Source organism: Burkholderia sp. RF7-non_BP4 (assembly GCF_001521935.1).
In the GTDB taxonomy this organism is placed as follows: domain Bacteria; phylum Pseudomonadota; class Gammaproteobacteria; order Burkholderiales; family Burkholderiaceae; genus Burkholderia; species Burkholderia diffusa.
This window is the reverse complement of the sequence record NZ_LOTA01000082.1, coordinates 25,868-50,777: the sequence shown is the minus strand read 5'-3', so window position 1 is coordinate 50,777 and position 24,910 is coordinate 25,868. Positions and strand designations below refer to the sequence as shown.

Below are 24,910 nucleotides of genomic sequence, written 5' to 3'. Positions count from 1 at the left end.
TTGTCCTTGCGAAAAGGGGCAACCACCCCATCCGGGCAGTTGCCCCGGATTGGGAAAAATTGAAGGTGACTCGTCAGTCGATGTTGAGCAGGTTCGATACCACCGCGGCAACGGCCCAGCCATGGGAACGCGTCAGCGTCTTGATGCGAATGAGCGGTTGAGTTCGCCAGTGGCCGACGCCCAACGCTGCACCGAGCCAAACTGTGTCGAGACGGACGATCCACCCTTCCGACTGACCCCGCTCGATCGACACGCAGCAACGCCGCTTATTCTCGCCAGCGGCCGGCCATTTGGACCATGGCTTTCGACCAAACACGGCCTCGTTTGCATACATAGACCGATTGGCAACGAACACCCATTCCGGCTCGAGCTCCGTAGCACGAAGTGAGTCCTCGATGTATCGAGCAACCTCCTCGACCGTCTTACCTTCGAGTTCAAACGCGTCCTGCGACCGCGATACCGGCCGCTCCAGTACTTCAGACATGGAAACCCTGAAAATAAAAAGGGCCGCACCGAAAGGTGCAGCCCTTGATTGGCAGGCGGCCGCCCAGATGGGCGACCGTCAGTTCGATTTAATGCGTGTGGTGCCGCAGAGAACGACGTTGGTCGCGCTCCGCCTTACGACCGCGTTCGCATGCGACGATGCCGTAGCCGCAGAACACCAGCGTCAGAAGCAGTGCAACAGGACCGAAGTACATATTCATTCTCCGTTCATGGAATCCATGCCTACGACATAAGTTACCACACCGATTACGACCAGTGCTGCAACGTTCATCGCCGCCCAGATCGAGAACTCCGAGATGGCGTGCACGTAGCCGACCACACCGACGATCGACGAGACCGTCAGCGTATGGCAGAACCGTCCGAACTGCTGCCGCTGGTCCTTGGACCAGGACGCTCGAACAAGTCGCGCCCCCAGCCGGGACCGCGGCGTGGCGGCCGGCGGCTCTACCGAGACGACAGCAAAGCTGTCGACCGTCGATTGAATGAGCTTTGCCTCATTCCCATCCCAGGTAGCGGTGATCACCGGCGGCGACTCACTCTCATGCACGACCGCCAGGAAAGCACGGACACGGGCCGAGACATAGACCATGCCGAGTTCCGCGTCGTAGGACCCGCGATCGATGATCGAGATCCCGGAGAGTTACTCGATGCAGACGTCGACGAATTGCATCACGCCCCCTATCGCCGGTCGCCATCGAGACCATCCACGAGCTGCAGGCCACCAAGCAACGCCTGATAGCCCTCGTCCGTGTCGAGCTGCGCGAGCGGCACGACGTTGTCACCGCCGCCCGACAGGTCGCGGTGACCGCGCCGGGTGCGAAACGACACCGCGACATGCTGGCGCGATGTCGAATCCGCAACCTCGAGCATCATCCGACTGGTGCGCAGGGTGACGCGGCAGCCGCGGCCGGCCTTCGCCGGCTCGGCTACCACCTCGTGCTCACCTGCTCGCAACCGCAGATCGCGCGCAACACGATGCAGCATCCGCGTCGCATGGTGGGTCAGCGCAGCGTCGGACGCAACGCCACCCGCGCGACGGTCCGCGTACAGAACTTTCGGTACCTTGAACATCTTGCCCTCGAAATGAAAAAAGCGAGGCCCCAAACGGGAACCTCGCTATGCAGGAAGAAGCCGGCGGCTGCCGGCGAATGAACGGCTCAGCGCGTGATGCGCATACCGGAAGAACTGCTGACGAGCATCACGCGATCGCCAGGGGCGAAGCGCTGCTCGTCGGACTGAACGACCACCAACGTGCGGCCGGACACCGTGCGCACGACGACCTCAAGGCCGGCGTGACGCGCGAGCGATTCCGACAGGCGCTGCGACACGTAGGCCGCACCGGCGCCAGCGAGCGCGCCGGCGATGTATCGGCCGTTGCCGCCGCCGATCGTGCGCGAACCGAGAAATGCGCTGACACCCGCGCTCAACAGCGATGCCAGACCGGAACGGTCCGACTCGTTGCTGATCGTGACGCCGCGCACACTGACGACCGTGGCCGCCTCGATTTCTCCCGTGCGCTGAACGTCGTAGCGCTGGTAGACGTCGGGGGAACCGAAGTCGTACGAAGCGCACGCGGTCAACGAAGCGAGGAGCAGAACAGAGATGAGAAGCTTGAACATGGCGATTGCCTCAAAAAAAGAGGGCAATCGCCCGTCAGGGAAATTGCCCTGACAGGGGAGCCGACGCATGGTCGGTGAGAGAAATACGCACGGACAGAGCCGATGCGAAGGGGTCGATGCGCAGACGCGCGAGAAACAGGTTCAGTGTAGGCCGGCGCGCCACCATCAACCGCCGGAATCGTCGAGAAAACCACCACGCTTTCTTCTGGACGAAAAAAAAGCGCCCGCCCGATGACTCGGGAGGCGCTGGTTGAAGTTGTGTTGGCAATCTACCACGGGATATGCGGGTCCATCGGGTCCACGCCCTTGCTAGGCCGCGACTTCTTCGGCTTTGGCGGGTCATACCCGAAGCGCGCCCAAGCCATCGGATCGATGGGCACCGGGTTCGTTCTTCCTGTTGCCAGGTTCACGAACACTGCAGAGTACGACAGCGATCCCGTCCGATAGAGCGTCCACAGCAGATTGAATGCCTGGACCGAAATCGCCTGGTTGATGACCAGCGACTGCTTGCGCAGAGCGTCGGCCATCGAGCATGAAGGCGTGTCGTCGTCCTTGTCGTTTCGCGCGTTCAGCAGGTCCGGAAACAGATCACCCACGTGAGGCAATCTGTCGTGCCGGGCCCGGCCGAACTCGCCAAGAATGACCTGGCCGCGATCCGTCTCATTGCCGCAGTCGAGGTAATACCTCACCTTACCCCGCTTCGCCGCTTGGACGATCGCATGACGCGCCCGGCGCGTATCCACGCAACCCACCACGAGGTCAGCGTCGAGCCGCACCCGCGAATCAACCCGTCGCGGCTCCGCCTTCCACCGCGTGCCCATCAGGTTGTTGAGCCGATTCACCATGAGAAGCGCTTTGTGCTGGCCGACGTCGTTCGGATAGAACCCCTGCCGACCGACGTTCGTCTCGCTTACCGTATCGTCGTCGAACACTGTGCATTCGATCCCGCCCGGATGGCCCAGTTCGATCATCGCGTGATGTAGCCGCGCGAGGCTCGGAAGAAAGGCGCTTCCCGTTCCGCCGGCGCCTACAGCCACTACTTTCCACGGCGCCCGCACCATGTCCTCGGGAATGCGATGCTGAATGGGCTGACTCATCACGCAACCTCCCGGGCCATTGCTGCCGCCCAAGGTTCCGGTACGTCCGGCAAGTTCTCGAAGATCCCTTTCACGCAGAGCCGAAGCACGCGCGATGGTTGCCGATCGCAGTTGCCCAGCACAAACGCAAACTTCACGTCGTAACGGTCGTCGTCGTTGTCGGTGATCGAAAAGTAAGCCGGCCACTGTCCATGCGAATGACAGTCGACGACCAGCGATTCCCCATCGGCGAGACTCGGCCGCTCATACTCGAGGTGTGACGGCCCGTGAGACAACGGACGCAACGGAATCAATCGGAACCCGCACGATTTCTGGTTCCAGACGATCCAGGCGCCGATCTCGTTCGGAAACGCCACCCGCGTCATCGCATGAAATTCAGCGATTAGCGCCGGTGGCACGGGCCCGCAGCGCAGCTCCGTCACCTCCGAGACTTCCCCATATGGAACCGGGGTGAACTCGTGGTACATCGCGATGCGCCGCACCGTTCGAATCCAAGGCCGGACGACCTCAAGGAACACCCCGTTCCCACCGATCAGCAAACGCTCTCCCAACCGCGCCATCGGCTCGACCACTTCGCGCGACGGCACCATGACGGCCGGGAACGACTGGTGCAACACAGTATCGATCGGATTCATACACCACCTCCGTTTCCACCACGCACAAGCGTCCCAGCCGTACGCGACGTCGGCACCAGAACCTTCAGCGGAAACGCCTCGCCGAACTTGCCATCCAGCATGTCGCGCCAGAATGCGAACACGCCGCGCTTATATTTCACCCGCGCGGAGCCTTGGTTTGGATGGGTGAAGGCCGACTCAAAAAAGGCCGATTCCCACCCGCCAATCGCCTTCACCTCGACGCGGGTGGGTACCTTGGCAGTGCCGATGCAGATCTCGCCGCCGTCCCACGTGTTGAAGTACGGTGGCTCGAACAGCGGCGTGTCGGCCGATGGCCGATCGGCAGTCTTCACGGAGAACACACGAAAGCCCGTAACCGATGCTTGAAACACCAGCCCCGGATGCGGAACAACCGCCGAGCGAACACCCAACTCACTGCAGTCGAAGAACACTCGGCGCATCGCCGGCGGACTCCACCACGTAACACCCGTGCTGGACGTGCCGAGAACGTTCGACGGCAGAAACTCCGACCTCGGGGCGGCGTTCAGGTCGAGCTGGAACAGCGCATTGAGCAACGCGTTGTGATTCACTGGTCGACCTGCGCCAATCAGCGGCCGACCGCCGCGATCGTGAGTGATTTCATGGACGGTGGCGAACTGATTGCCCGATTGACCCGCGTAAAAAAGGATGGCGGAAGCGAGCTTAACGGCTCGCTTTACCTCTGCTGCAGCAAGTTCAGACATATGGATTCCTTGACTCATTCAGATAGAGCGCAACGCCTGCAAAAGGCGATCGACGTGCTTCAGCATTCGGAAACCGAGTGCAAGATCGCGGTACTGCTCCGCGATGGCGTCGCTGCGCGTGGAAAAAGGGATGAAGGTGCTGTAGTAGGTTTCTTCGCTACCCTGGTGGGCGTAGTTGTAGTGATCGTCGAGAAGCTCACCGATGAGAGCGTTCTCGTCGATGACGACCGCGGCCAACGCATAGATCGGCTGCCCATCGACACCCTCTCCGAGAAGATGTCGTTTGCCGGCGGTGCGCAGAAGACGTGACAATGTGGCGAGCTCAGTACAGACGTTCGCCATTTCGCCGTCAGTCGATGTACGCAACGCTAACAACTCGCGCTCAAACAAATAACTCGATTTCGAGCGCCGACCAGTCACCTTCGCCGGTTTCCGGACGGAGTCGGGATAGATCTGCGGACGCACGACACTGGGAAGACGCCGAGCGATCGACTCTTCGTCGTCCTCGTACATTTCTCGGAGCCACTCGATCGCCTCCTCGTCAGTTGCTGATTCCTCGTACTCCCAGTGAAAGCGAGCAAACTGGCACAGGAACCATCCGGGCGTCCGGATAAGCCCCGTACGGTACGAGACGCGATCGAGAACCGATAGCGCCGAGGGGAGCAACAAGGGGTGAACCCGCTCGGCCGCCGGAGCGAACTTCTCGAGCGAATACACCTCCTCGTCCACCATTTCCAACGCGAGATACAGCGGGGACTCCAGGTTCGACTCGTCCCCATTGCAGCGGCACTCGACCATCTCCACTACCGTCGCTCGATCCAGGAGCACTGGCGTGTAGGAAATGTTCCGCGTCTCCATCCCGATACGTCCCAACCACGCCATGAAGGCTTGCTTGAAAGCATCCAACGCGCCGGAAGGACTTTCGACGTCGGCCGCGCGAAGCGGGCCGTCGACGAAGTGCGTTTTCACCATTTCTGCTAGATCCATCTCGGTGCGCCACCGGTACATCCCAGCGACGGGGACGCGATCCGAAAGCGTCGGCAGGGTCAGAAAATCATGGGCAGATCCACGTCGGGCAATTGAACCGCGCGTCGATTCCCACTGCGGGCCGTCGACGTCAACGAGACGTGAATCAAGTCCCGGAGGACCGAACAGCATTTGGAAACCTCGTCGTCGTGAAAAAAAACCGCCCATCCGGGCGGTTCTTGTTGGTTGAAGCCGTTGTCCGGATCGGACAAGGCTTTGAGCAGATCGTCCTTACGCATGGGCGCCCTTGGCACCGGCTGCGCGAACGAATTTGTAGTGCGCCACCTCGCCCTTGATTTCGGGGCCGTCGACCGCGGCGGTCGTCAGCTCCGGATACTGGGCGGTGTACAGATCACGCACCTGGTCCGCCGAGAAAGCCGGTCCGGGGTCCATGAGAGCCATACCGTTGTAGGTGAACTCGCGTACCAGTGCAGCAATGCTGATCGCCATGGTTCACCTCACAGGAGCAACGACGACAGATCCGTGCCGGCCGGCTTCTCGTCGGCCGGGGGCGTCACCCTGGGCGCGGCGGCGGCCAGTCCGGCCGCTTCCTCATCCGCGTCAGCGTCTTCGTCCACGGCCGCATTCGTGGCCGCAGGCTTCGACGCTTTCGACAATGCCTTCTGCGCCTTCGTCGCCTGCGACTGCTGCTGGGCCTCGAGGATCGCATTGGTCGCCGCCACCTGATCGCCGAGTGACTGATGCGCAGCGGTAAAGCTGCTGATCGCCGCCGCGAAGCCCTCATCGAGCTCTGCGGCCGTCGCTTTCAGGATCAACGGCTGCCGCAGCATCGCGTCCTTGCCACCTGCCGGCGTCAAAAACACGACGATGTTTTCGCCATCCATCGTCAGCGACAAGACGAGCTTTTCCGCAGAACGAAGCAGCGGTTCGAGTGCTTGAAACATTTAAATCTCCAGAAAAAATATGCGCCGCACGAGGCGGCGCAGAATGTTGATGCGGCTCGATCATGAGCCGCCCGCTACTTAGAACTTGAGGACCTTCAGAAGCTTGCCCTCATAGGTGAAACCCTCAACGGCGAGCAACGCCGTGATGACATCAGCCTTCGACTTCGAGAAGACTTTCTTGAAGTTGTCGCCCATCGCCGTGCGCAGCCCGAGCTCATCCGCGATCACCATCATCTCGGCCTTGGTGACAAGTTCCAGAAACTCTTTGTCGAGCTTCCAGTATTGCGTCAGGTCGAGGTTGTGGTGCTTGCAGAGTTGCTTGAGATACGTGACGTCGAGACCTTCGATCGCTGCGACAAACATGCCGGTGACCAGCATCGCTGCCTGCTCATTCGACGTGGTACAAGCGAGAAGAAGAGCCTTCGGGAGATCGGCCGCAGGAGCCTTTTCGTCCGTCACCTTTTCGGAGACGGATCGGAAAACTTCGTCCTTGATCTGACGCGCATAGCCCGCGAGGACGATTGCGATCAGGTACTGTCGAGCGAGCGCCGCATTTTTGCCGACGTCGCGCCGCAGTGCCTTCCGCCACAGCGCCTCACGGTATTGCTTCACCCGGTCGGATTCGGCGACCACGGTTACCGCTGCCGGCGCGGAGGCATCGGAGCTCGATGCACTCTTGCCCGCTGCTTTAGTCGGAACGGACGAACCCTTGGCGTCAGAGGTCGCAGCTTTCGCCGCCGCTTTCTCAGCCGTGATCCGGTCCGCAACCTTGCGCATATTGCACACAGTGTCGAAGCACTGGCCGCGGAACGTCTTGCCGAGAGAATCCGGCAGCCCGCTGACCGCGACGCCGTAGTTCTGGCAGCCGTGGCACGCCTTCGCCTGCTCGGCGCCAACGCCGTTCACCCCGTCGACTGCGAGTTGAACCCGTGTGTGATTGTCGCCAGCACGCACGATGCGCACGGTCGGGAACTCGTCGCGCAAACCCGCGGCCGTGACCTCGAGCTGCGTGTCCGTCTTCCCGTTGTAGCACTGGCGATTCGTGCAGTTACCGGTCGCGATCGACTCGCCGAACATCTCGGATTGCATCGCCGAGTTGTGCGGGCACGCCGCGCAATCGGTCTTGTCGAAGATCGCGGCGGCCAGAGAGCATGCCGCGCTCTCGACGAGCTTTCGGACGTCGGTCACGGACTTCTTCTCGGAGATGATCACCGGAAGCACGCGATCCTGATTTTCTTTGGACAGCGCGGCAAGCAGCTCCGCGTGACCCAGAAGGATCTGGCGCGTGTTCAGGGCGATGAGGACTTCGTTACTGCAGTTCAGCAGCGCGAGACGGCTGTTGAGCGTGGGAAGGCTCCAGCCGATCCGCCTGGCAGCCTCTTCGCGATCCCCTTGACAGCGGCCGAGAAGGCGCGCCGCCTCGACTGCCTCGTCACCGGGAGACATGTCGTCACGCTGGATGTTTTCGGTGAAGGCGATTTCTTCCGCCTCAACCGGATCCACGTCTTTGACGTTCACCGGCATGTCGTAGTCATCGCCGCGCGTCTCGAGCGCGGCTTTGTACCGACGGCCGCCGGCGATGAGTTCGAAGAATCCGTCGTCGAGGGGACGGACGATAACCGGCGTATCAACACCGCGCGCCGAGATCGACGCCTTCATTTCGGCCATCTTGGCGTCATCGAAGTACGTGCGAGGGTTCCGGCCCAGCTTGATGCGTCCGAGCTTGATAGTAGGTTGCTGCAGAGGGGTTTGTTGCATGTCAGGTTCTCCGAAGAGGGAACCTGCCCCCGATCGGGAGTGGTTCCCGATGGGGTTGGAAAGGAATGCCGGCGGCGCCAGCTGAGTCGATGCGTCAGAGACGCGGTAGATGAGGAAAAGATACCGCTTGTATTTTCGGGAGCTCAGCGGAAAGCCCGAAAGAACGAGCCAGCTTTCACCGGTTGCGCAGCGCGATACCCGCGGTGATCGAAAAAAAAGGCCCGATCAAACGATCGGGCCTGAGTAAAAGAACGAGGGGGATTCCTCTGAACGCTATGCTGCACCTTCTCCAGTGAAGGAGCGACTGAGCAACGTCGTGACAGCGCCGCTGACCTTCCATCCAACAAACTCGGTCTCGTACGGTTGGTGAACCAGGCGGTCGAGGCATATCACTTCCGCGTCGCCCTTCGTCACCTTTCCGAGAACACCCGCAACGGTTGCAGTGCTCGACCCATCCCGCTTGATCGTCACCACCCCGTCACCAATCGAAACAGACACGCTTCGTTCTGCTTTCATCATGCTGCCTCCTTCAACAATTTACGCATGTCGTACGTCTTCTCGCCGTGAAGCCGTGCAACGTCTTCGACGAACGCGTCCAACAAGGTGTCCATGTGCAGGAACGCCTCGTCTTCGAGCTCGGGTGTTGCCCAGTCCAGACTCGCCTGCATCGCGTCACGCTTGTGCGCGACCATCTGGTCCTGATAGACGTCAATGCTTCCGGGCAAGTGGAAGTACTCGACCCGCAACCGTCCCTTGCGATTCCATCGCAAGGCCCGCCGCATCGCCTGGTACTCCGCACGCCAGGTCCATGACCGGTCGTAGAACAAGACATAGTCCGCGTTCGGAAGGTTGTAGCCTGCCCGACCCGACTCCTTGGTCGAGAGCAGCCCCGTCGCGAGTCCGGTGAGGAACCGTTGGTCCTTTGCTTTCACTCGCTTGGCGATCGAGATGCCGCCATGGAACAGCACCGTGTCGATCTTGCTCGCGTCGAGCTCACGTGCAATCAAATTCAGCACGCCGGGGTTCTCGGCAAAAACGATCGCCTGCTTGCCCTCGGCCGCAATCTCCCGCATCCGGTCGATCACGGCGCGCTGTTTGCTGGTCAGCCCACTTCGGCGCTCTATACCCTCCATCCCGTACTGCGGATAGTTTGCGGCGAAGTGCACCGCCCGCATTCTCGCGAGGATCGTCACCAGATTGCACGACACGCCGTCCTTCTGGCGATCTCGGTACCAAGATGCGAAGTCGTCGGCCGCGCGCAGGTACATCGCGAGATGGTCCGGCTCCCAGTCCACGGTGTGAACGTGAACTTCGGGCACCTCGATCTGGATGTATTTCGCGACGTCCGGCTCGCACACCAAGCGACGCTTGAGGTGTGGCGCGAGCATCGCGCGGTAGAGCGACAAATTTCCGATTTTCGGAACTTCGCGCTTCGCCCCATCCTGCAGGTTCTCCGCGAATTGCCACGTGACCCACTCCGTTACGACGAAGTCGTCTCGGAATCGATCTATGCCACGATCGGCGTACTCGACCGACTTGAGCCAGTTCTGTTCGAGATAGCCGCGACGATACCCGTATGGTTGAGCAGCGGTCCCATCACCACCTGCAAATGCGATCAGGCCGAACGCGTCTCGCGGGTAATTCGGAATTGGGCTTCCCGTCAGCACGTACCTCCGGCGTGCCGACAATCGCCACAGCGCCCGGCTTTGGTCGCTTGTCGGGTTCGCAAGACGCTCCCCTTCGTCGGCGACCAGCAGGCCAATTCGACGCCGCAGGCGGTGCGCATACGTCGCCCGTCTCGACTGCGACGGATCGACCACCATGCGCAAGCGCTCGTACGAGATCAGGTTGAAGCGGCGCAGATCGTCCAGATCGGCGGGCGACTCGATAACCTTGATTTCTTCCGTACCGATCGGCGTCAGTGCAGCTTCGGCCAACAGCTCCGAAACCAGGCGTGCTTCTACAACAATCAGCCCATGCTTGACACCCGCCGCCAGAATAAGCGCTAGCGCGAGTCGCGACTTGCCGCAGCCCTGCTCCCAAGCGATCACACATCCAGACGGCTTCATCAGCGTCTCGATCAAATCGTCGACCTGGAATTCCCAGTCCAACCACGTGGGAATCCCGAGTGCACTGACGCGAGTGCGAAGCGCCGCGGCGTGATCAGGAAAGCGCGCCGCCAACCCTTCGTGGACGACCTCCCACCCCTGAGCGACGTTTTCAACCACAAATCGTGCGTTCAGCTCGTCGAGCGCGAGGCGGTACTTGGTGCCCTTCAATACGTACCCGTACGCGCCGTCGTCTTCCCGCTCGAACGCCACTTCGTCTCCGGCCTTGATGAGCGGACTCGCCCACATCCGGTCATCGACTTTATGCGTCGCACGCGCCCTGCCAACCACCGACGTCGCCGATCCAGCTCCCGCCGTATACACGACGTGCCGCAACGGCGTCTGCTGACGCAGTGATCGCCGGGACCGCACGGCCAGGTGCTCTCGCAGGCCGGGCGCGACGCTGGGGTCCCCGCCTGCGCCTCGGATACGTTCGAGCAGCCTCTCGAAGGCGGCTTGCGGATCGTCCTGCACCAGATACACCTCCAGGTCGAGCAGCCCCTGCCCCGCATATCGGAACCCACGTGGCAACCGATGCCCATCCGTCGAGAAAATGCGATGCTCGTAGATGGCATTCAGCACCATCGCCTCGATGAATCCGCACTTGAAGCCCAGTCGGATCCAACGACCGTCATGCGCGACGGCAACCCGGGTGTCTCCAGTTACTGACCGTGTAACTGCTGGCGTTGAATCATCGAGGGTCTGCAGCTGCAGGCGTGGCCGGTCGAACGACCGCTCCTCCCAATGTAGGCTCAGGATCGGCGCGGGACGGCCGAGGTCCGCGGCCGTGCGAACGAAGTCACCCGGACGCGTTCGGTATCGATCGAACACAAGGACCGCGGTGCGAACGTTTGCTCCTTCCAACTGGAAAGCGTCGTCCGGTAGCTCGAAGTAGCCGGCCAATCTTTTCGCCGCACCGTAATAGTGGTGCGGCTTACCGAGGGTCGCGCCCGCGATTGCCTCGGCCATCGTCGCCGGTAACAAGGCAACAACCACATTGGCGGCATTTAGCGCCTGGGCCAGGGCATAGTCATGGGACGACGCACTGGTGTTCGGGCCATATCGTCCGATCGTCGTACACTCGAACGGATACAGGTGCGGCGACTCGAGGTGCAGAGAGAACGGCGGATTGATCATCGCAACGTCAAATCCGGATGGTCGAATTTCTTCCATCCCGGCTCGACGAATCGACACCTTGAAGCCCGCCTCCTCGAATGCCGACTGACATGCCGCCACCGCAGGATCGTGCACGTCGACACCGTAGATCGAATGCCGCTCGGGATCGCAGAACTGAAGCAACCGGCCGGAACCGATTGAGTTGTCGAGAACGTGTACCTTGCGCTTCGGATTGAAGCGCTCGACGAATCCCCACATGTACTTGGCAACTGCGTCCGGCGTGAAAAACTGCCCGAGGTGACGCCGTCGTGCCGCGGCCAACTCCCCGTGGTGAGCCACGCCAGCATCTAGCGAACCGAGGCTTCGCATTGCTCGCAACGGAGCGTACCAGTCGCTTACTTCGAAATCAAACGCGATTTGCATGAAAATCTCTCGATAGAAATAGAAACGGCCCGCCAAGGCGGGCCGAAGAAAGAAGGTAGGAGGTGCCGTACTATCCGCGCGATGCGAGATGCTCGGCCCCAAACTCACTGATGAAGATCGACAGTGCGTCGCCGACGGCGTGCGCGAACTTGAATTGCCACTTGTCGTTGTAGCGCACGATTTCCAGACCGGTGAAGCTCTCCTTGTCTCGCGAGCGATACTCGTCACTCACGAGGCGACAATGCCTTAGCTCGCCTGCAAGTGCCGCACACCCAGACTTCACGGCAAACGTCGTGAGACCTGTCACCAGTGCTGCAACGCGGCTTTGCGAGTAGCAGCTAACGCGACGCCAACCGCTGCTGCTGAAAGAGGCTTCGCTTCCGACCGACGCCTCGATCACGATGCCGCTGTTCGTGCGCTTCATCTCTGTTGTCGGCTTCAGCCAAAGCCCGTCGATGATTGCCTTCGCTGCCTGCTGGTAGGCGATCGATGCGCCGGCATCTCCTGCGAACTTCTGCTTGAGATGCAACCAGAATGCGTCCAGATCCGGCGTTGTGCCCGATCGAATGGCGTCGCCGATATCGATACCTGCCGCTTCCAACTCGGCGGGCCGGTCGATCTCGATCCGCGTGCCGGCGGGCGCCACTTCACGCCGCGCGACTCTCACGACCACTTCGGAGAGGTCGACACAGAACTTCGTCAACTCTCGCTCGACCTTGTATTCGTGTCGCGAGCGTGTGGCACGCTCGTAATCTTCGAAGCCAGGAAACAGGGAGATTTCTGCCCCCGCAACTGCGCGATAGGCATCGGCCGCAGTCGCCTGTGCCAACTTGAACTGCTCGATCAAAGCGTTGTACATGATGTGCTCCACCAGTAGAAGACGGAGCACCGCCCAGACCGGGGATGCCCCGATCGGGTTGTGTAGGAAGATTTGGTGCCACGCGAGGTGACTGGTTGTCGATGCGTCGAAGACGCGGAGTGCCCGATGATCGTAGCTGCATCATTTCGGGCCACAAGGTGGAAATGACAACTGTTTGCGTACTGCTTTCATCTCTGTCGACGCGAGCGAGTTTTCCCCAAAAACGTTGGACAACCTTGTGGAGAACCGCCGCAGACCCTGTAGAGCCGGGGCCGTCAGCCAGATGCTCAATTTCTAGGCAACAGGGGGGGGTGGACGCAACCGGTTGAGGGGGCTTTGGAAGAAAGCTCCAGAAAAATAGTGCGCTTTCTCAGCCATCTCCAGTCCCCACCGGCTGCATGGTTGTGGTGGGCGCATCCGCCGCCCCCGTCAAACCAACCGGGCACCCGCACAATGACCAGCCAATCCATGCGCGCTCCTCTGGACCGCGCCCGCCATCTCGCCAGCCACACCCTGTTCGTGGGGAAATGGGCCTTCTACATTTTTTTCGTGTTTCCGAGCGTGATTCTTTGCGGCGCTCTCGCGCTGTACAGCAACTTCTCGTTTCAGACGATTCCACGAGAAATCTTGGAGTTCGCGGCGCAAACAGCGAACAACCCGCCCGCGCAGCCCGGTTCGCTTTCGATCCAAGTATGCAAGGACAAAATTCCCGACCATGCGCTTCCGGCGTCTCCGATCTGCCAGTCGAAAGGGTTCGAGCAGCGGCCGATCGCGGCACTGGCTCGGGATCTTGGCGAACGCCTCTGGTGGGCCTATGCGATCGTCGTGAGTGTTCCGGCAGCACTCGCGATAGGGCTCGGGCTCTTCGGCCGCGATCGCGCCGCGCTTCGCCGGCGACTCGCTAGCTGAAACCGGACGCTTCAGCTTTCGATCGTGTTCTCTTCGACCTTAGCGGCGCTGGCCGCAATCGCCACCGGACTGGTCACCCAGCTCGGCGGCAGCAGGGCCTGGTCATGCCTCGCGATCCTGGCAATAGCCGGGCTGCTTATAGCGGCCGCGAGTACCGTCCGACTCGTCATGGCAACCGTTCGGCGCTACGAGCGCGGCCGCGCCGCGCGAATCATGCAGATGCGTCACCCGCACTGCCACGTGAAACGGCTCACCAACGGGCAGTGGCTGCTGATCGACAAGGACACCGGAACGGTGTACATCCCGCCGCGGCTTTCGCATCCCCCCATCAACGAATGGATATAGACCACGCACGACAACCATGAACAGCATTCCGTCAACGGGTGGCATTACACTCGGCCGCCTCGCAATGCAACTCGAACGAGACTCATCGGCATATGCAGTTCGGATCGCCGGCATGATCATCACTGGCTTCGGCGTCCTGTCGCTGATCACGCTTTCCGGGCTTGGTCGGAATACCACAATTGCGGCTGCACTCATTCCGACCGGGATCGTCACGTTTTCCATTGCGTCCCGTGCCGCATCCCGGATAGCAATCTACCGCGACACCCTCACCGATCGAATGCTCGGCGCGATTGCTGATAGCGATCTAATTCCAGAGTGGGCCAAGGAAGAAGTCGCGGTCGAGTATCTCGTCCGAGGTTCCGTATCCATCGAGACCCTGACCAAGATCGATCTGCGCATCGTCGAGCAGCGACGCGCCGAACGACCCGTGGTGAATTCGACACCGGGAGCGGATCGACTGGTGGCACGGTACGGCAAAGCCATCGACAGCACCGGATCATCTGAACGGAGTGCCCCATGACGACTGACAAATCACCGGCCAAGGTCTCGTTCTCGGGAATCGCCATCGCGCTCGACGACGTCCAGGAAAACCCCGCCGCCTTCTTCCGTCAGCTCGAGCGCGCGAAGATCAACCCGGGCTACGCGCAGTGCTTATGCCGCGGCGCCGCAGCGCCACTGCGCCTCCAGATTCGTCGATACGGCAGCCTGCTACACCTCGCCGGCTGGCCCGAAGAAGGCCCGATGCACGACCGCCAGTCCTGTTCGTTCCACAAGGATCCGAGTGACGGGACCAGCGAATCCGGAAAGGCGCTGCCGGGCATCGTGGCCACCGCAGCGGGGTTGCGAGCGAAGCTCGACATCGCCCTCACGCAGCGCACTGTCGGTGCAGTATCAAAGGGCCCACGGCAAGCCTGCGCGCCCACTACGTCGCGCCGCTCGGCGCCACTCCTCGGCTTCCTGCAGGCACTCTGGCAAGTCGCCGGGCTCAATCGCTGGTCTGGCGTAGATCGGGCGCGGAACTGGGGCGTCTGCAATGCGCGTGTCCTCGCCGAGGTCAGCGACGCCGTGATCAACGGCGAACCCGCCGAGAAGGTCCTGCACGTCATGCGCAGGTTCCAGGAAGCGGACCGCGCCGCGATCAACGCCGAATTCGACGCGTTCCTCACACTCGTTGGACAGCGCGACGGCACGAACCATCGTGGTCTGGTCGTCGGCGAGATCGCGGAAATTGGCGTGACCCCTTACGGCCGCTCGATCACATTGCGACAGAGCGCAAAACGGTACTACTGCAATAGCGAGTTGATCGCGCTCGCCGAGAAGCGATACAGCCACGCGACGCGCGCGTTCGGTGACCGCAATGCCCGGGTTGTCGCGATTCTCGTGATCGAGCGCACACCGAAGGGCCATCACGTTGTAGTCGATCTCGCAGCAATGCTTTGCTCGTCCACGTACATCACATGCGATTCCATCCACGAAGTCGCTATGGCAAATCGGCTCGTTGCCGAAGGCCGCGCCTTCGACAAGCCGATCCGGCTAAATGAAGGCACCGACATGCTGCCGGACTTCGTCCTAACAGACACCGCGGAACCAACCCACATCGAGGTCTATGGCATGAATGGCGTTGCCGAGTACGAGGATCGCAAGCGGGAAAAGCAACGTCTCCGCATGGCGCGCGGAATCCAGGCCGTGGAGTGGGATATCGACAGGTGTCAGCTGGTCGATGTCCATTTCCCTCCTATTGCGCGACGAAGCGCCAGACCTTGACATTGCAACGACGCCGGCAAGATGAAGGCATCTTCTCAACCTGGACGCCGCCTATGCACGGCAAGTCGCTTTTCCTCCATCGCGCGGTCTCCCGCACCGATCAGTGGGGTCCTCAGTTTCCCGCCCTCTCCATGGCATGCCGCCACCCCGACTCTTTCTCCGGCGGCCGGCAGCTCGCCGTCGCGGTGACCGACGCTCGCGGACTGCGGTGTGCAGTCTTCACGAGCTTCGGCGCCATCCTCGAGTTCCGCGCGTCATGGGACGAACTGGAACGCGCCGGCACCTGGTGGCATTACGCGCGGGCATGGCATTTCTGGTTCGTCGACGATCTTCACTCCGCGCGACGAGTATTTCCTACCGATTCCGGCCAGATCGTCGTCGCATCCTCCGAATCAAGCGACACATCCAACACGTCCACCGACTCGCTCCTGTCCCTTATTCGCGTTGCGGAACTACGGGCTTCACGCGATTAATTCAGACGAGTAAGGAATTACCGGAAGGAATATTCGCGCTTTTCTCGGTTTTGCCGGCATGCAAAAACAGCAATAATGCCGGCGACGAGAAACTTACAACCTTCCGACAAATGATCGAACAGCTCTATCCATGTGAGCACTGTGGCGGCCGGCCGACCGTCGGCCGATCGCAACGACTCGTCGAGTGCGACGAGAATCGCCGATTCGATTTCAGCCAGTTCGGCCGTTTCGGCGGCCCCCCGAACATCGGTGACGTACTTCCCCGCCCGCCCGAGGCTCCGCTGACCGAACCATTGGTCTGCATCTATTGCACGGGTTGCGGCATGTCGACGCAGTGGGAAACGGTCGGCGACGACGAAGCGGCCGCGAAAGACCGCTGCGCCGAAACATGGAACCGGCGCTTGAATCGACCGAAGGCAACGGATGAGGACCTGCGAAGGCTGATCGAGAGAGAGCTCGGCGCCTGCGATACGCAGCTGGTTCTCGACATGCTGTCCCGCGTAGAAGGAGACTGGAACGAGATTGGTCCGATCTTCAAGATGTTGGCGCAGCGCATTATCGACGCGACCGTCGTCACCTTCGATACGTGGCCGATCGCACCGGTACTCGAAGACGCAGCACGATATCGAAAACTCGTCCAGTTGGCGAAGTGGATCGAGGTCGACGGACAGGACTATGTCCAGTTCCCGAAAATCCACTCGCCGAACGAGCATCGAGATTTCCTTTTCGAAGATCGGATCGCGATCGCGGTGGACGCGATGCCCGACCGAGATCGGTGGTAGCTGGTGAACGCCACAACACGTCGGGCGACCAGGCGCCGGACGGATATCATTACGAACTCGACCAACCAACTACAAAACCAGAACCACGCGAGGAACCATAAAGTGGTTCTCGAAGGATAAGGGCCACGGCTTTATCCACGGGGAAGCAGCCACCGACTATTTCTTTCACGTCAGCGACGTCATCGGGGCCGAGGCGCCACGCGACGGTGACATAGTCGAGTTCGACGCGACTTCAAACAATCGAGGTACGCGCGCGGCCAAAGTGCGGATCGTCGAAAGACAATCGCGAGCGCCCGCCTCGCAACATCGCGATGATCGCGTCGAATGCATTGCATGCAAGAAGAAGATGGTCCCGCGGATCATCACGCACCGGGGACGGCCGGAGCGCTCGGTTTGCCCGTATTGCGCAGCCACGTTCAAACGGTTCGGCATGTGCTTCATTGCGTCCGCGGTCTATGGCGACTACGACGCACCGGAGGTCCTTGCTCTCCGTGGATTCCGAGACAGTGTCCTCCGGACCACGAAGCCGGGCCGATGGGCGATCCGAACGTACTACCAGGTATCGCCTCCGCTCGCACGATTCCTCCATGTGCACCCGAAGCTCGCGCAGCACATCAAGCCAATACTCGACGCAGTCGTTCGCAGTGTTCGACGGCGCTCGCATTGAAGAAAAAAAAAGCCGGCTTGCGCCGGCTTAACGAGGGTTCTAGCGATTTCCGAGGGCCTGTGCCAGAACCTGAGAGACACACTCAGTCTATCGAGTCGTGGCTCGACGCGATCCCCGTATCACCTCCGATTTTCAGGTGCATTCTGGCAAACCGATCATTGCGCTGGGATTCGCGCGTATCGCCGACGCAGTCGCTCTATCCGCGCTTCCCTATCGCGCCCCAAGAATCCTATACAACGCTTGGCGCGAAATGCCCAACGCACCAGCAGCATGTGTCTTGTTCCCACAGGCCGCCTCGAGCGCAGCCTTCGCCTCATCGACGGTCGGCAACGCATTCTTCAGCTCGGCCTGCCGGGTGAAGGTCGACAAGTAGGCATTCGCCTTCGACACCCGGCTATGCCCGGCAGCCTCGACCACCCGCCGCTTTGCCTCGTCATGCGCGGCAGGATCGGGCCGCGACGACGAACCCTTGATCGGCGCCGGCACCTCGGCCACCTGCTCATAGAGCGTCTGCAGATACTCGTGACGCAGTCCGTGACTCGTCACGCCGATGCCGCTTTTCGTCACGCCATGCTTGCCGAGCACGTAGTAGTACCAGTCGCGCCACTGCTTCAATGTCCGGCCGACGGGAATTGTGGACCCGGTGACACCGTTGCTCAGGCGGGCCGCTTCTTCTAGGGTCGCGATCTTCCGCTCAATCGGCACCTCCCGCGGCCGCCCACCCTTGGTTCCGCGAGTCACCGCAAGCATATGCGGATCGCGAACCGCTTCTACCGGGCGCAGCATGAAGCTCTCCTCGACACGCAGCCCGAACGCTGCCTGCAGTTTGAGTTGCACGGCGGTGTACGGACACGTCTGCGCGATCTCTGCGATCTTCGCGACCGCGTCCACCCCGTTCGCCACCCACGACTTATCCTCGGTCGCCACATAGCTGCGCTCGAGGCCCGCCTCACGGCGATCGACATAATCGCCGAGCGTGCCGACGAGGTTCGCCTTTCCCAGCCACTGCGCAAGCGCTCGCAAGTAGGTGAGCTTGTTCTCGATCGTGCCGCCGGACTGTTCAGCCTTGACCCATTGGTCGACCAGGTACTCGATGTGCTTGGTCTTCAAGGACCACGGCGTCTGAAGGGCGAAGCCACCCTCGCGCAGTTCGACGAATGCCTTGCAGATCGCCGTCGCGCGATATTCCTGCGTCTTGATCGATAACGCACGCTTGCTGATCCGCGTCGTGCTGTGGATCTCTGCGACGTGCTGATCGAAGAGCACCAGCAGCGCATCGCGAAATTCCGGCGACAGTCGATAGCGGCCCACAACAGCCCGAACGTTGAGGATCGCAGCCATACACTTACTCCTTGCGGCCGGCGCCGCTCACATCTGGCGGAACACTCCCGCCACTTCTTTTAACCTATCGATCGTGCGCGGCCAACGCATTCCTCCGCAATGACCGCCCACCGATCGCGCTCCGCGAGACCGTCGGCCTCGATCTACGGGGCCAACGCCGATTCCCATTCGCGAGCCCATCCTACGATGCGCGCCTTCGCGGTCAAGAACCGATCGGCGCTGATTTGCCCATGTCCCGCCGATTCCACTGACGCGGCAAATCTTCGGTCAGCCAACGGTGTCCGCTACGCGCAATCGCTCCCCACGTCAGTCGGCGCGGGTCGATCTGGATTGCTCGCGGCGAACCCATAGACGTTCACCTTTGCCGTCCGTTGCCCGCCCCTACCTGGCGCAACAACGGCCACTTCTCTCGCCCTCGCTCGCGCGAGTGGCTGCGCCGGTATCCGCCGGCGCGGTCTTGCTGCTTCCTGTCCTTTAGCGATTCCATCCGATCAGCCCGCTGCATGGGAAGAGCATGCAATCCGACTGTCCATCCCGCTGGCATGACCGACGCAGTCCGCGCTTCGCGCAAAACCGTCGCCGTTCATGTCGCGCCCGCTTGTCGGACGCGCTGCGCGGATTCGAACCGCCCAGTCCAGCTTCGTGGCTACCCTGCCAGCCTGACGCTTGCGCGTCTCGGCGTCGACGAACCTCGCGGTCGCCGGCGCCGGGCTACGTGCCGGGCAATTCCTGTTGCGCATTTGGGTTACGGCTGCGCCTACCGTTCGTTCTTCCAATCAGGGAATCGCGACGCCGGTCTCTCCGGTTCGCAAGACTTCCCCCGCCCCCAAGCACGTTCATGTCCGCCGCGGTGTATCGGGCTTCCTGAACGCACCCAGCTCGTTCGCTGAAAGGGCGTGAGCAGACGCAATCGAGGCCGCGTGGACTGTCCGCTGTCCGGTGTCCACATGTCCTCATTGCGTCCCATTGCGGCAAACCGCCGCCGATCGTATGGATATCGCACTGTCCAGGGGTCCTCAAGGTGGACCACTGTGTACTTGATTTACTTCAGAAAAAGGCCGCGTCAATGTGCGGCCCGGACACTTCACTGCGTTGGAGGCCCAAGACGGGCCGGAAGGGGGAGTGTGAGCGCCTGGCGCTCGGGTTCGATGCGTCGATGACGCGGTAGGTGATGCCCAGAATAGGCGGTTTTGTCACGCTCGGCCGCGCGAAAGCTGGCGGGAAGTGCGCCGCTTTCCAAAACTTGACTATGCGTACCGCTCGATAGACTGGATCACGCAATCTCGGACTTTATCCGGGAGATTCAAGGGCTCGCCATTGCAATCTCCCACTATATGTCCGACTTCGGTAACGGCCCGTTTTCAATGTCCGACTTTATCTAGGACTTTGGTGCAGTGGCTGTGCCGAAGTTCGACTCCGGGTTCGACGTTGCGCTCGCCTTCCATGAACCAGTGACCAAAGGAGTCGCCTTTGAAAACTGCAGTCTTTGCTATCGACGTCGGCTACGGCAATACGAAATACGCACACCGTGCCGCGAACAACGCCGTTGCCTCCGGAATGTTTCCGTCGCTGTCGCCGCTTGCGGCGAGTCGTTCGATCGCCGGCTACGGCGACAGCGTGCTGACCACCCGTAAGGTGGCCACCATCGTGATCGACCAGGTTGAGTACGAGGTCGGCCCGGACGTTTCCCTGACTGCCGCATACGGCAACACGGGTCGCGCGCTGGCGGACGACTACATTCTCACGAACAACTACGCCGCGCTGCTCCTCGGCGCTATCCATTTTTCCGGCGTGACCCATGTCGAACGCCTGGTGCTTGGCCTGCCGGTTCACAACCTGAAGAAGTACGCGGGCGCGTTGATGGAGCGATTCACTGGCACGCTGGATTTCGGCGCGGGCCGCGTAAAGATCGACAAGGTGATGGTGATCCCACAGCCGCTCGGCTCGCTCGTCCTTGCCTCCAGCAACCGGAAAGGCGAGTTTGGCCGCGACGTTGAACATCTCGTCGTCGACGTCGGCTACTTCACGACCGACTGGGTGTACGCGAGCGGCTTCGCGATGGACGACAAGCGCAGCGGCGGCATGCCGGGCGGCGCATCGCAGATCTATCAGCGCATCGCCCAACTGATCGCGCGCGACCAAGGCGACGCGGTCGAGGACATCGAGCGAATCGACAAAGCGCTGCGCGAGCAAACGCCATTCTTCTTCTATGGAAACGACATCGACCTCGCGCCCTATCTCGAGAAAGCGCAGCCGTTGATTTCGGGCGTCGTCAAGGAAATGCAAAACAACGTCGGCCGTCTGGCGAACGTTCGATCGATCATCCTGTCCGGCGGAGGCGCGGCACTCTACGCGTCCGTCATCCGACAAGCGTTCCCGCGGGTCGTCATCGAGGTGATCGACGCGCCGTGCCTCGCGAACGTTCGCGGGTTCCTGCTGGTCGGGGAATCGAGCGTCGCTCGCGAACGCCGGTAAGGAGGGGGCATGAGCGACAAGATCGAGATGACCATCACGATCAACGAGCTCGTGTCGCCGCTGCTGTTCGAGCGGTTGAGCGCATGTCCGTCGGCCCGTCGCCGGGCCGCCGTCCTCAAAGCGTTGGCCGAATCAGCGATTCGTCAGGAATTGACCGGGCAGGTGCGCGTCGTAACCCCTGCAGTGGCCGCGCCGCTCGTCACGCCCGCGTCACCGCAGGCTACGCCAGCGCGCGCGACCAGCGCACATGACAGCGACTCGTTTCAGGTACTCAGCGTTGGCGATGGGAGCCTTGACGGCGTGGACTTTGACGACTCGCTTCACGATCAGCTCGGGGCATGGGCGTGACAGTCCGTCGGTTCGTTTTTTTCGCAGCTTGCTTTTTGTACAGACCTGAGAGAATTGCTGTACGAGGTAGGTGTTCAAAACGTGTGCCACGTCTTGCACCGATAGATAAGGAGAAGAAGATGCTGGAACTGATCGAGTGGATTCGCAACGGCGAACTGATTCACAAGCTCGCATCCCCCTACTTTTGGCTGGCTGTGGCGGCCGCCGCGATTGCTGCCGAATACTGCGTCGAGGCATGGCACGCCCATATGGCCAATGCCAAGGACGAGCAATGAACGCCGTCGCCGGCACCGCATCCACTATCATCCGTGGATTCCGAGCCCTCCCGTTTGTCCTGCGCCGCTTCATTCTGGTCTTGGTGTACTCGCTGATCTTCATGGCCGGCGCTTTCATGCACAACCACGGCGCGGGCGACATCGCCAGTCTGTTTCTTCTTGTTGGCGCGATCGGCACGTTTTGGGCCGCCGGGGCGTGGCGAGTATTCAGGCTCATCCTCCTTCTCGTCCTGGTTATCGTGGGTGACTAAGCAAAAAAAAGCGACTTCCCGAGGGGAGTCGCTTGTCTTCAAGTTTAGTGCGCTCGGCTCTTCTCTTTTTCTTCGAGCCACGCCATGCAAAAATCGACCGCCGGCTGGAACGCTTCATCCCGGAGGATGTAGCGATCGTCGCCTTCGAGCAGCCGGTCGATCACGTCGAAGCGCGGACCTTCGGAAAGGTCTGCTGCCCCCTCTGAGGCCACCTTGGGCGGCACCTCGATCACTTCAAACTCATCCAGCACCAGTCGAAACGAGCCCATCATTCACCTCGTGATGTGGCCCGGCGCAATACGGCCCGGAGGGGACGTATCCCCACCGGGTAAGTAAAAAAGAATGCCGGCTACTGCCGGCGCCAAAGTCACATTGCTGCGCACATCCCACTGGTACGGATCCGCGTCAGGTTCCTTTTCCGCGTTTCCTCACGCGCCAGTTGCCTAGCGCGCACATGGTCACGCTGTTGCGCCCGCCGTTGGTACTGCAACTTCCACACGTCACAAAAATCCACGCCCTCAACCACCGACTTCACGATCGAAACGCGCTTGCCGTGCGCACGAATGCGATCAGCAAGAAGCTGCGCATGGTGTTCACCCGGCCTGAATCCGCGCCGGTGATCCACCTTGTCTCGATCGGCGTAGATGATCACGTAGTCGTAGTCGTTCCAGTTGATATCGGCATGCTCCAGGCCACCGCAATTCAACAGGCAGCGGACCTCGATGCGATTCTCGTACCGTGCGACGACCGCAAAGCCAGTCTCGGCGCCCTCCACCAGCGCTAGCGTGCGAGAGCGCGTCGTGTTGAGCCGCACCGACGAACCGAAACTACCGGCCGGCGCGCTCATCTCCAGCTTCGCTCGCGGCTTCCCGTTCTTCGTGAGAAACGGAACCTTCTCGCCGTCAGCCGTGAGGTAGGTGCGATGGACACGCCGCGGCTTCCCGGCTTGCGATCGCGCGCGCTGAAGCATCACGGGAAACTTCCCCTGCTTCTTGCCGAAGGCGTCGACGTACTCCAAGCCTGGGTGACAGCGCACGTCGCGCCCGATCCACTCGAGCCGTAGCCCGGGAATCCGCGTCGATAGGTATGTCCAGACAAACGAATCAACCGTCACCGGAGCGGCGCCGTCCCAAGCGGCCTGCATTTCACGACACTTCTGCTCGTCGCTTTTTTCAGGCCGGACCGGGACCGGCTTTGCCTTGCGGACCACCGCGACCGGAATACCACCGTTGTAGTTGCCGGTTCCGAGCTCGTAGTAGATCTCGCGATACGGTTTACCGGTCACCTCGTGAATCAGCTGTACGCCGGTACCGCCCTTCAAGCAGCGCGCACAATGCCAACCACCGCGGGGGTCTTTCTCGGCGGGATAGAGCCGGAAGGTCTCTTCCCCATCGCAAAGCGGGCACGTCCACCAGCGCCCTTTTCCGTTCAAAAATCGACTGTCGATGTAGTGCGGAAAAACATTGGGCCAGTCGATGGCCGCGAGATTCAGCTTCTTCAGCTCTCCCATGATTCGTCCTCCGTTCGCACAACGGCGAAAACGCGTGCATTCGCCACCGGTCGGATAGCCAGCACAGATGGATCAACAAACCTTCCTACCGCCGCGGACTCCAACGGCACGTCGAATCGACGCGTCATGGAGAGCCCAGAGCGGGACGAAAGGCAGAAACACTTCACGTTCACGGATCTCTCCAGTTGGACTGCGGGTTTTTCGATGCCTGAGACAGGCGCGGAAACGCTTGCTCAACGAAGCCGCGCGCGGGCGCGTCGGCTTGGTTCAGCAACGTCAGCGGAACAGGGAATTGCGGGTGGGAAGGAAGACGGCGTGTGACGTGCCCGAAGGCACGTCGCACGCTATAGGTGAGAGAAAACGGGAGCGAGTAGCAGGATGGTGAGCTTTTCCGGGATCAGAGCGCGGCCCACGCTTTGCGCGGATACCACGATTCGAACGGAATATCGTCATCCATCTCATCGAAGCCGCCCCCACCGCCATACGACCGCGTCTGGTCCGCCGGAGGTGCAGCACGCTGGGGACGGGGTGCTGCATTTGCAGAGGCTTGGCTCGGTGCAGAACGTCCGGCCGGTGCTGCTGCCTGCCGACGGGTGCCCTGTTCGAAGCCACCGTCGCCGCCATGATCGCCACCTTCGCCGCGACCACCACCGTTGCGACCGCCGAGCATCTGCATCTGATCGGCCACAATCTCGGTCGAGTAACGATCCTGTCCGTCCTGGCCTTGCCATTTGCGGGTGCGGATGCGGCCTTCGACGTAGATCGAGCTACCCTTCTTCAGGTACTCGCTCACGATCTCGGCCAATCGGCCGAAGAACGAGATGCGATGCCACTCGGTCATTTCCTTGTAGTCGCCGCTCGCCTTGTCCTTATAGCGATCGGTTGTCGCCACTCGAGCGTTCGCGACCGCGTCGCCACTGGGCAGGTATCGCACTTCCGGATCGGCGCCAAGGTTGCCGACGATGATCACTTTGTTAACAGATGCCATCTAGAACTCC

The 24,910-nt window shown here is 61.2% G+C and carries 29 protein-coding genes; 11 read left to right on the top strand and 18 right to left on the bottom strand.

The window, feature by feature from the left end; all coding sequences use genetic code 11:
• Positions 1-73: 73 nt before the first annotated feature.
• From WS49_RS25735 to WS49_RS25665, 14 genes are all read right to left on the bottom strand, one after another.
• Entirely contained in the window at positions 74-484 is a 411-nt protein-coding gene (locus tag WS49_RS25735) for a hypothetical protein (protein ID WP_059534601.1), read from the bottom strand.
• Between the two features lie 216 nt (positions 485-700).
• Entirely contained in the window at positions 701-1,093 is a 393-nt protein-coding gene (locus tag WS49_RS25730) for a hypothetical protein (RefSeq protein ID WP_244139211.1), read from the bottom strand.
• Positions 1,094-1,182: 89 nt separating this feature from the next.
• Positions 1,183-1,575 carry a hypothetical protein gene (locus tag WS49_RS25725; RefSeq protein WP_059534599.1) on the bottom strand — a complete coding sequence of 131 codons (393 nt, stop codon included), beginning with the start codon at positions 1,573-1,575 and terminating at the stop codon, positions 1,183-1,185.
• 86 nt (positions 1,576-1,661) lie between these two features.
• On the bottom strand, positions 1,662-2,123 hold the full coding sequence (locus tag WS49_RS25720) for a hypothetical protein (RefSeq protein ID WP_059534597.1): 462 nt from the start codon (positions 2,121-2,123) through the stop codon (positions 1,662-1,664).
• A 269-nt stretch (positions 2,124-2,392) separates the two neighbouring features.
• Positions 2,393-3,220, bottom strand: a complete 828-nt coding sequence (locus WS49_RS25715) for a PRTRC system ThiF family protein (RefSeq protein WP_059534595.1) — start codon at positions 3,218-3,220, stop codon at positions 2,393-2,395.
• The gene (locus WS49_RS25710) at positions 3,220-3,855 is read right to left on the bottom strand and encodes a PRTRC system protein A (protein ID WP_059534593.1); all 636 of its coding nucleotides are present in this window, start codon (positions 3,853-3,855) and stop codon (positions 3,220-3,222) included. The genes WS49_RS25715 and WS49_RS25710 overlap by 1 nt, the downstream gene beginning before the upstream one ends.
• Positions 3,852-4,577, bottom strand: a complete 726-nt coding sequence (locus WS49_RS25705; protein ID WP_059534777.1) for a PRTRC system protein B — start codon at positions 4,575-4,577, stop codon at positions 3,852-3,854. Before WS49_RS25705 ends, WS49_RS25710 begins: the two co-directional genes overlap by 4 nt.
• Before the next feature lie 18 nt (positions 4,578-4,595).
• On the bottom strand, positions 4,596-5,735 hold the full coding sequence (locus tag WS49_RS25700) for a PRTRC system protein F (RefSeq protein WP_082725240.1): 1,140 nt from the start codon (positions 5,733-5,735) through the stop codon (positions 4,596-4,598).
• Positions 5,736-5,834: 99 nt separating this feature from the next.
• The gene (locus WS49_RS25690) at positions 5,835-6,053 is read right to left on the bottom strand and encodes a PRTRC system protein C (protein ID WP_059534588.1); all 219 of its coding nucleotides are present in this window, start codon (positions 6,051-6,053) and stop codon (positions 5,835-5,837) included.
• A gap of 8 nt (positions 6,054-6,061) precedes the next feature.
• Positions 6,062-6,508, bottom strand: a complete 447-nt coding sequence (locus WS49_RS25685) for a PRTRC system protein E (protein WP_059534586.1) — start codon at positions 6,506-6,508, stop codon at positions 6,062-6,064.
• A 78-nt stretch (positions 6,509-6,586) separates the two neighbouring features.
• A complete protein-coding gene (locus WS49_RS25680) occupies positions 6,587-8,266 on the bottom strand; it encodes a PRTRC system ParB family protein (protein WP_082725239.1) in 1,680 nt (559 codons plus the stop codon).
• Between the two features lie 273 nt (positions 8,267-8,539).
• Positions 8,540-8,785, bottom strand: a complete 246-nt coding sequence (locus WS49_RS25675) for a hypothetical protein (protein ID WP_306453735.1) — start codon at positions 8,783-8,785, stop codon at positions 8,540-8,542.
• Positions 8,782-11,913: an SNF2-related protein gene (locus tag WS49_RS25670; RefSeq protein ID WP_257127704.1), complete on the bottom strand. Its 3,132-nt coding sequence runs from the start codon at positions 11,911-11,913 to the stop codon at positions 8,782-8,784. The genes WS49_RS25675 and WS49_RS25670 overlap by 4 nt, the downstream gene beginning before the upstream one ends.
• Positions 11,914-11,983: 70 nt before the next feature.
• On the bottom strand, positions 11,984-12,772 hold the full coding sequence (locus WS49_RS25665) for a hypothetical protein (RefSeq protein ID WP_059534769.1): 789 nt from the start codon (positions 12,770-12,772) through the stop codon (positions 11,984-11,986).
• 453 nt (positions 12,773-13,225) lie between these two features.
• On the opposite strand from WS49_RS25665, the gene WS49_RS25660 reads away from it, so the two are divergent.
• The 7 genes from WS49_RS25660 (at position 13,226) to WS49_RS34165 (ending at position 17,712) form a co-directional block, all read left to right on the top strand.
• Positions 13,226-13,681, top strand: coding sequence for a hypothetical protein (locus WS49_RS25660; protein ID WP_059534583.1), 456 nt, complete (start codon positions 13,226-13,228; stop codon positions 13,679-13,681).
• A 24-nt stretch (positions 13,682-13,705) separates the two neighbouring features.
• A complete protein-coding gene (locus tag WS49_RS25655; RefSeq protein ID WP_059534581.1) occupies positions 13,706-14,026 on the top strand; it encodes a hypothetical protein in 321 nt (106 codons plus the stop codon).
• A gap of 16 nt (positions 14,027-14,042) precedes the next feature.
• Entirely contained in the window at positions 14,043-14,546 is a 504-nt protein-coding gene (locus tag WS49_RS25650) for a hypothetical protein (RefSeq protein WP_059534579.1), read from the top strand.
• Positions 14,543-15,790, top strand: a complete 1,248-nt coding sequence (locus tag WS49_RS25645; RefSeq protein WP_059534577.1) for a DUF1173 family protein — start codon at positions 14,543-14,545, stop codon at positions 15,788-15,790. Before WS49_RS25650 ends, WS49_RS25645 begins: the two co-directional genes overlap by 4 nt.
• 53 nt (positions 15,791-15,843) lie before the next feature.
• Entirely contained in the window at positions 15,844-16,263 is a 420-nt protein-coding gene (locus tag WS49_RS25640) for a hypothetical protein (protein WP_059534576.1), read from the top strand.
• 110 nt (positions 16,264-16,373) lie between these two features.
• Positions 16,374-17,045 (top strand): Lar family restriction alleviation protein, encoded by a 672-nt coding sequence (locus WS49_RS25635; protein WP_059534575.1) that lies wholly within the window; start codon positions 16,374-16,376, stop codon positions 17,043-17,045.
• Between the two features lie 43 nt (positions 17,046-17,088).
• The gene (locus WS49_RS34165) at positions 17,089-17,712 is read left to right on the top strand and encodes a cold shock domain-containing protein (RefSeq protein ID WP_082725238.1); all 624 of its coding nucleotides are present in this window, start codon (positions 17,089-17,091) and stop codon (positions 17,710-17,712) included.
• Between the two features lie 210 nt (positions 17,713-17,922).
• Here WS49_RS34165 and WS49_RS25630 read toward each other — a convergent pair whose 3' ends face one another.
• Positions 17,923-19,053 carry an integrase domain-containing protein gene (locus WS49_RS25630; RefSeq protein ID WP_059534573.1) on the bottom strand — a complete coding sequence of 377 codons (1,131 nt, stop codon included), beginning with the start codon at positions 19,051-19,053 and terminating at the stop codon, positions 17,923-17,925.
• Between the two features lie 1,470 nt (positions 19,054-20,523).
• Between WS49_RS25630 and WS49_RS25625 the strand changes: the two genes are divergently transcribed.
• From WS49_RS25625 to WS49_RS25610, 4 genes are all read left to right on the top strand, one after another.
• On the top strand, positions 20,524-21,528 hold the full coding sequence (locus WS49_RS25625; protein WP_059534571.1) for a PRTRC system protein D: 1,005 nt from the start codon (positions 20,524-20,526) through the stop codon (positions 21,526-21,528).
• Positions 21,529-21,537: 9 nt separating this feature from the next.
• The gene (locus tag WS49_RS25620; protein WP_059534569.1) at positions 21,538-21,876 is read left to right on the top strand and encodes a hypothetical protein; all 339 of its coding nucleotides are present in this window, start codon (positions 21,538-21,540) and stop codon (positions 21,874-21,876) included.
• A 119-nt stretch (positions 21,877-21,995) separates the two neighbouring features.
• Positions 21,996-22,151: a hypothetical protein gene (locus WS49_RS35730; RefSeq protein WP_168799608.1), complete on the top strand. Its 156-nt coding sequence runs from the start codon at positions 21,996-21,998 to the stop codon at positions 22,149-22,151.
• On the top strand, positions 22,148-22,402 hold the full coding sequence (locus WS49_RS25610; protein ID WP_059534565.1) for a hypothetical protein: 255 nt from the start codon (positions 22,148-22,150) through the stop codon (positions 22,400-22,402). Before WS49_RS35730 ends, WS49_RS25610 begins: the two co-directional genes overlap by 4 nt.
• Positions 22,403-22,446: 44 nt before the next feature.
• On the opposite strand, the gene WS49_RS25605 is transcribed toward WS49_RS25610, so the two are convergent.
• The 3 genes from WS49_RS25605 to WS49_RS25595 form a co-directional block, all read right to left on the bottom strand.
• Entirely contained in the window at positions 22,447-22,674 is a 228-nt protein-coding gene (locus tag WS49_RS25605) for a hypothetical protein (RefSeq protein ID WP_244139199.1), read from the bottom strand.
• A 95-nt stretch (positions 22,675-22,769) separates the two neighbouring features.
• Positions 22,770-23,912: a DUF7146 domain-containing protein gene (locus tag WS49_RS25600; RefSeq protein WP_059534563.1), complete on the bottom strand. Its 1,143-nt coding sequence runs from the start codon at positions 23,910-23,912 to the stop codon at positions 22,770-22,772.
• Between the two features lie 397 nt (positions 23,913-24,309).
• Positions 24,310-24,900: a single-stranded DNA-binding protein gene (locus WS49_RS25595; RefSeq protein WP_059534561.1), complete on the bottom strand. Its 591-nt coding sequence runs from the start codon at positions 24,898-24,900 to the stop codon at positions 24,310-24,312.
• Positions 24,901-24,910: the final 10 nt, after the last annotated feature.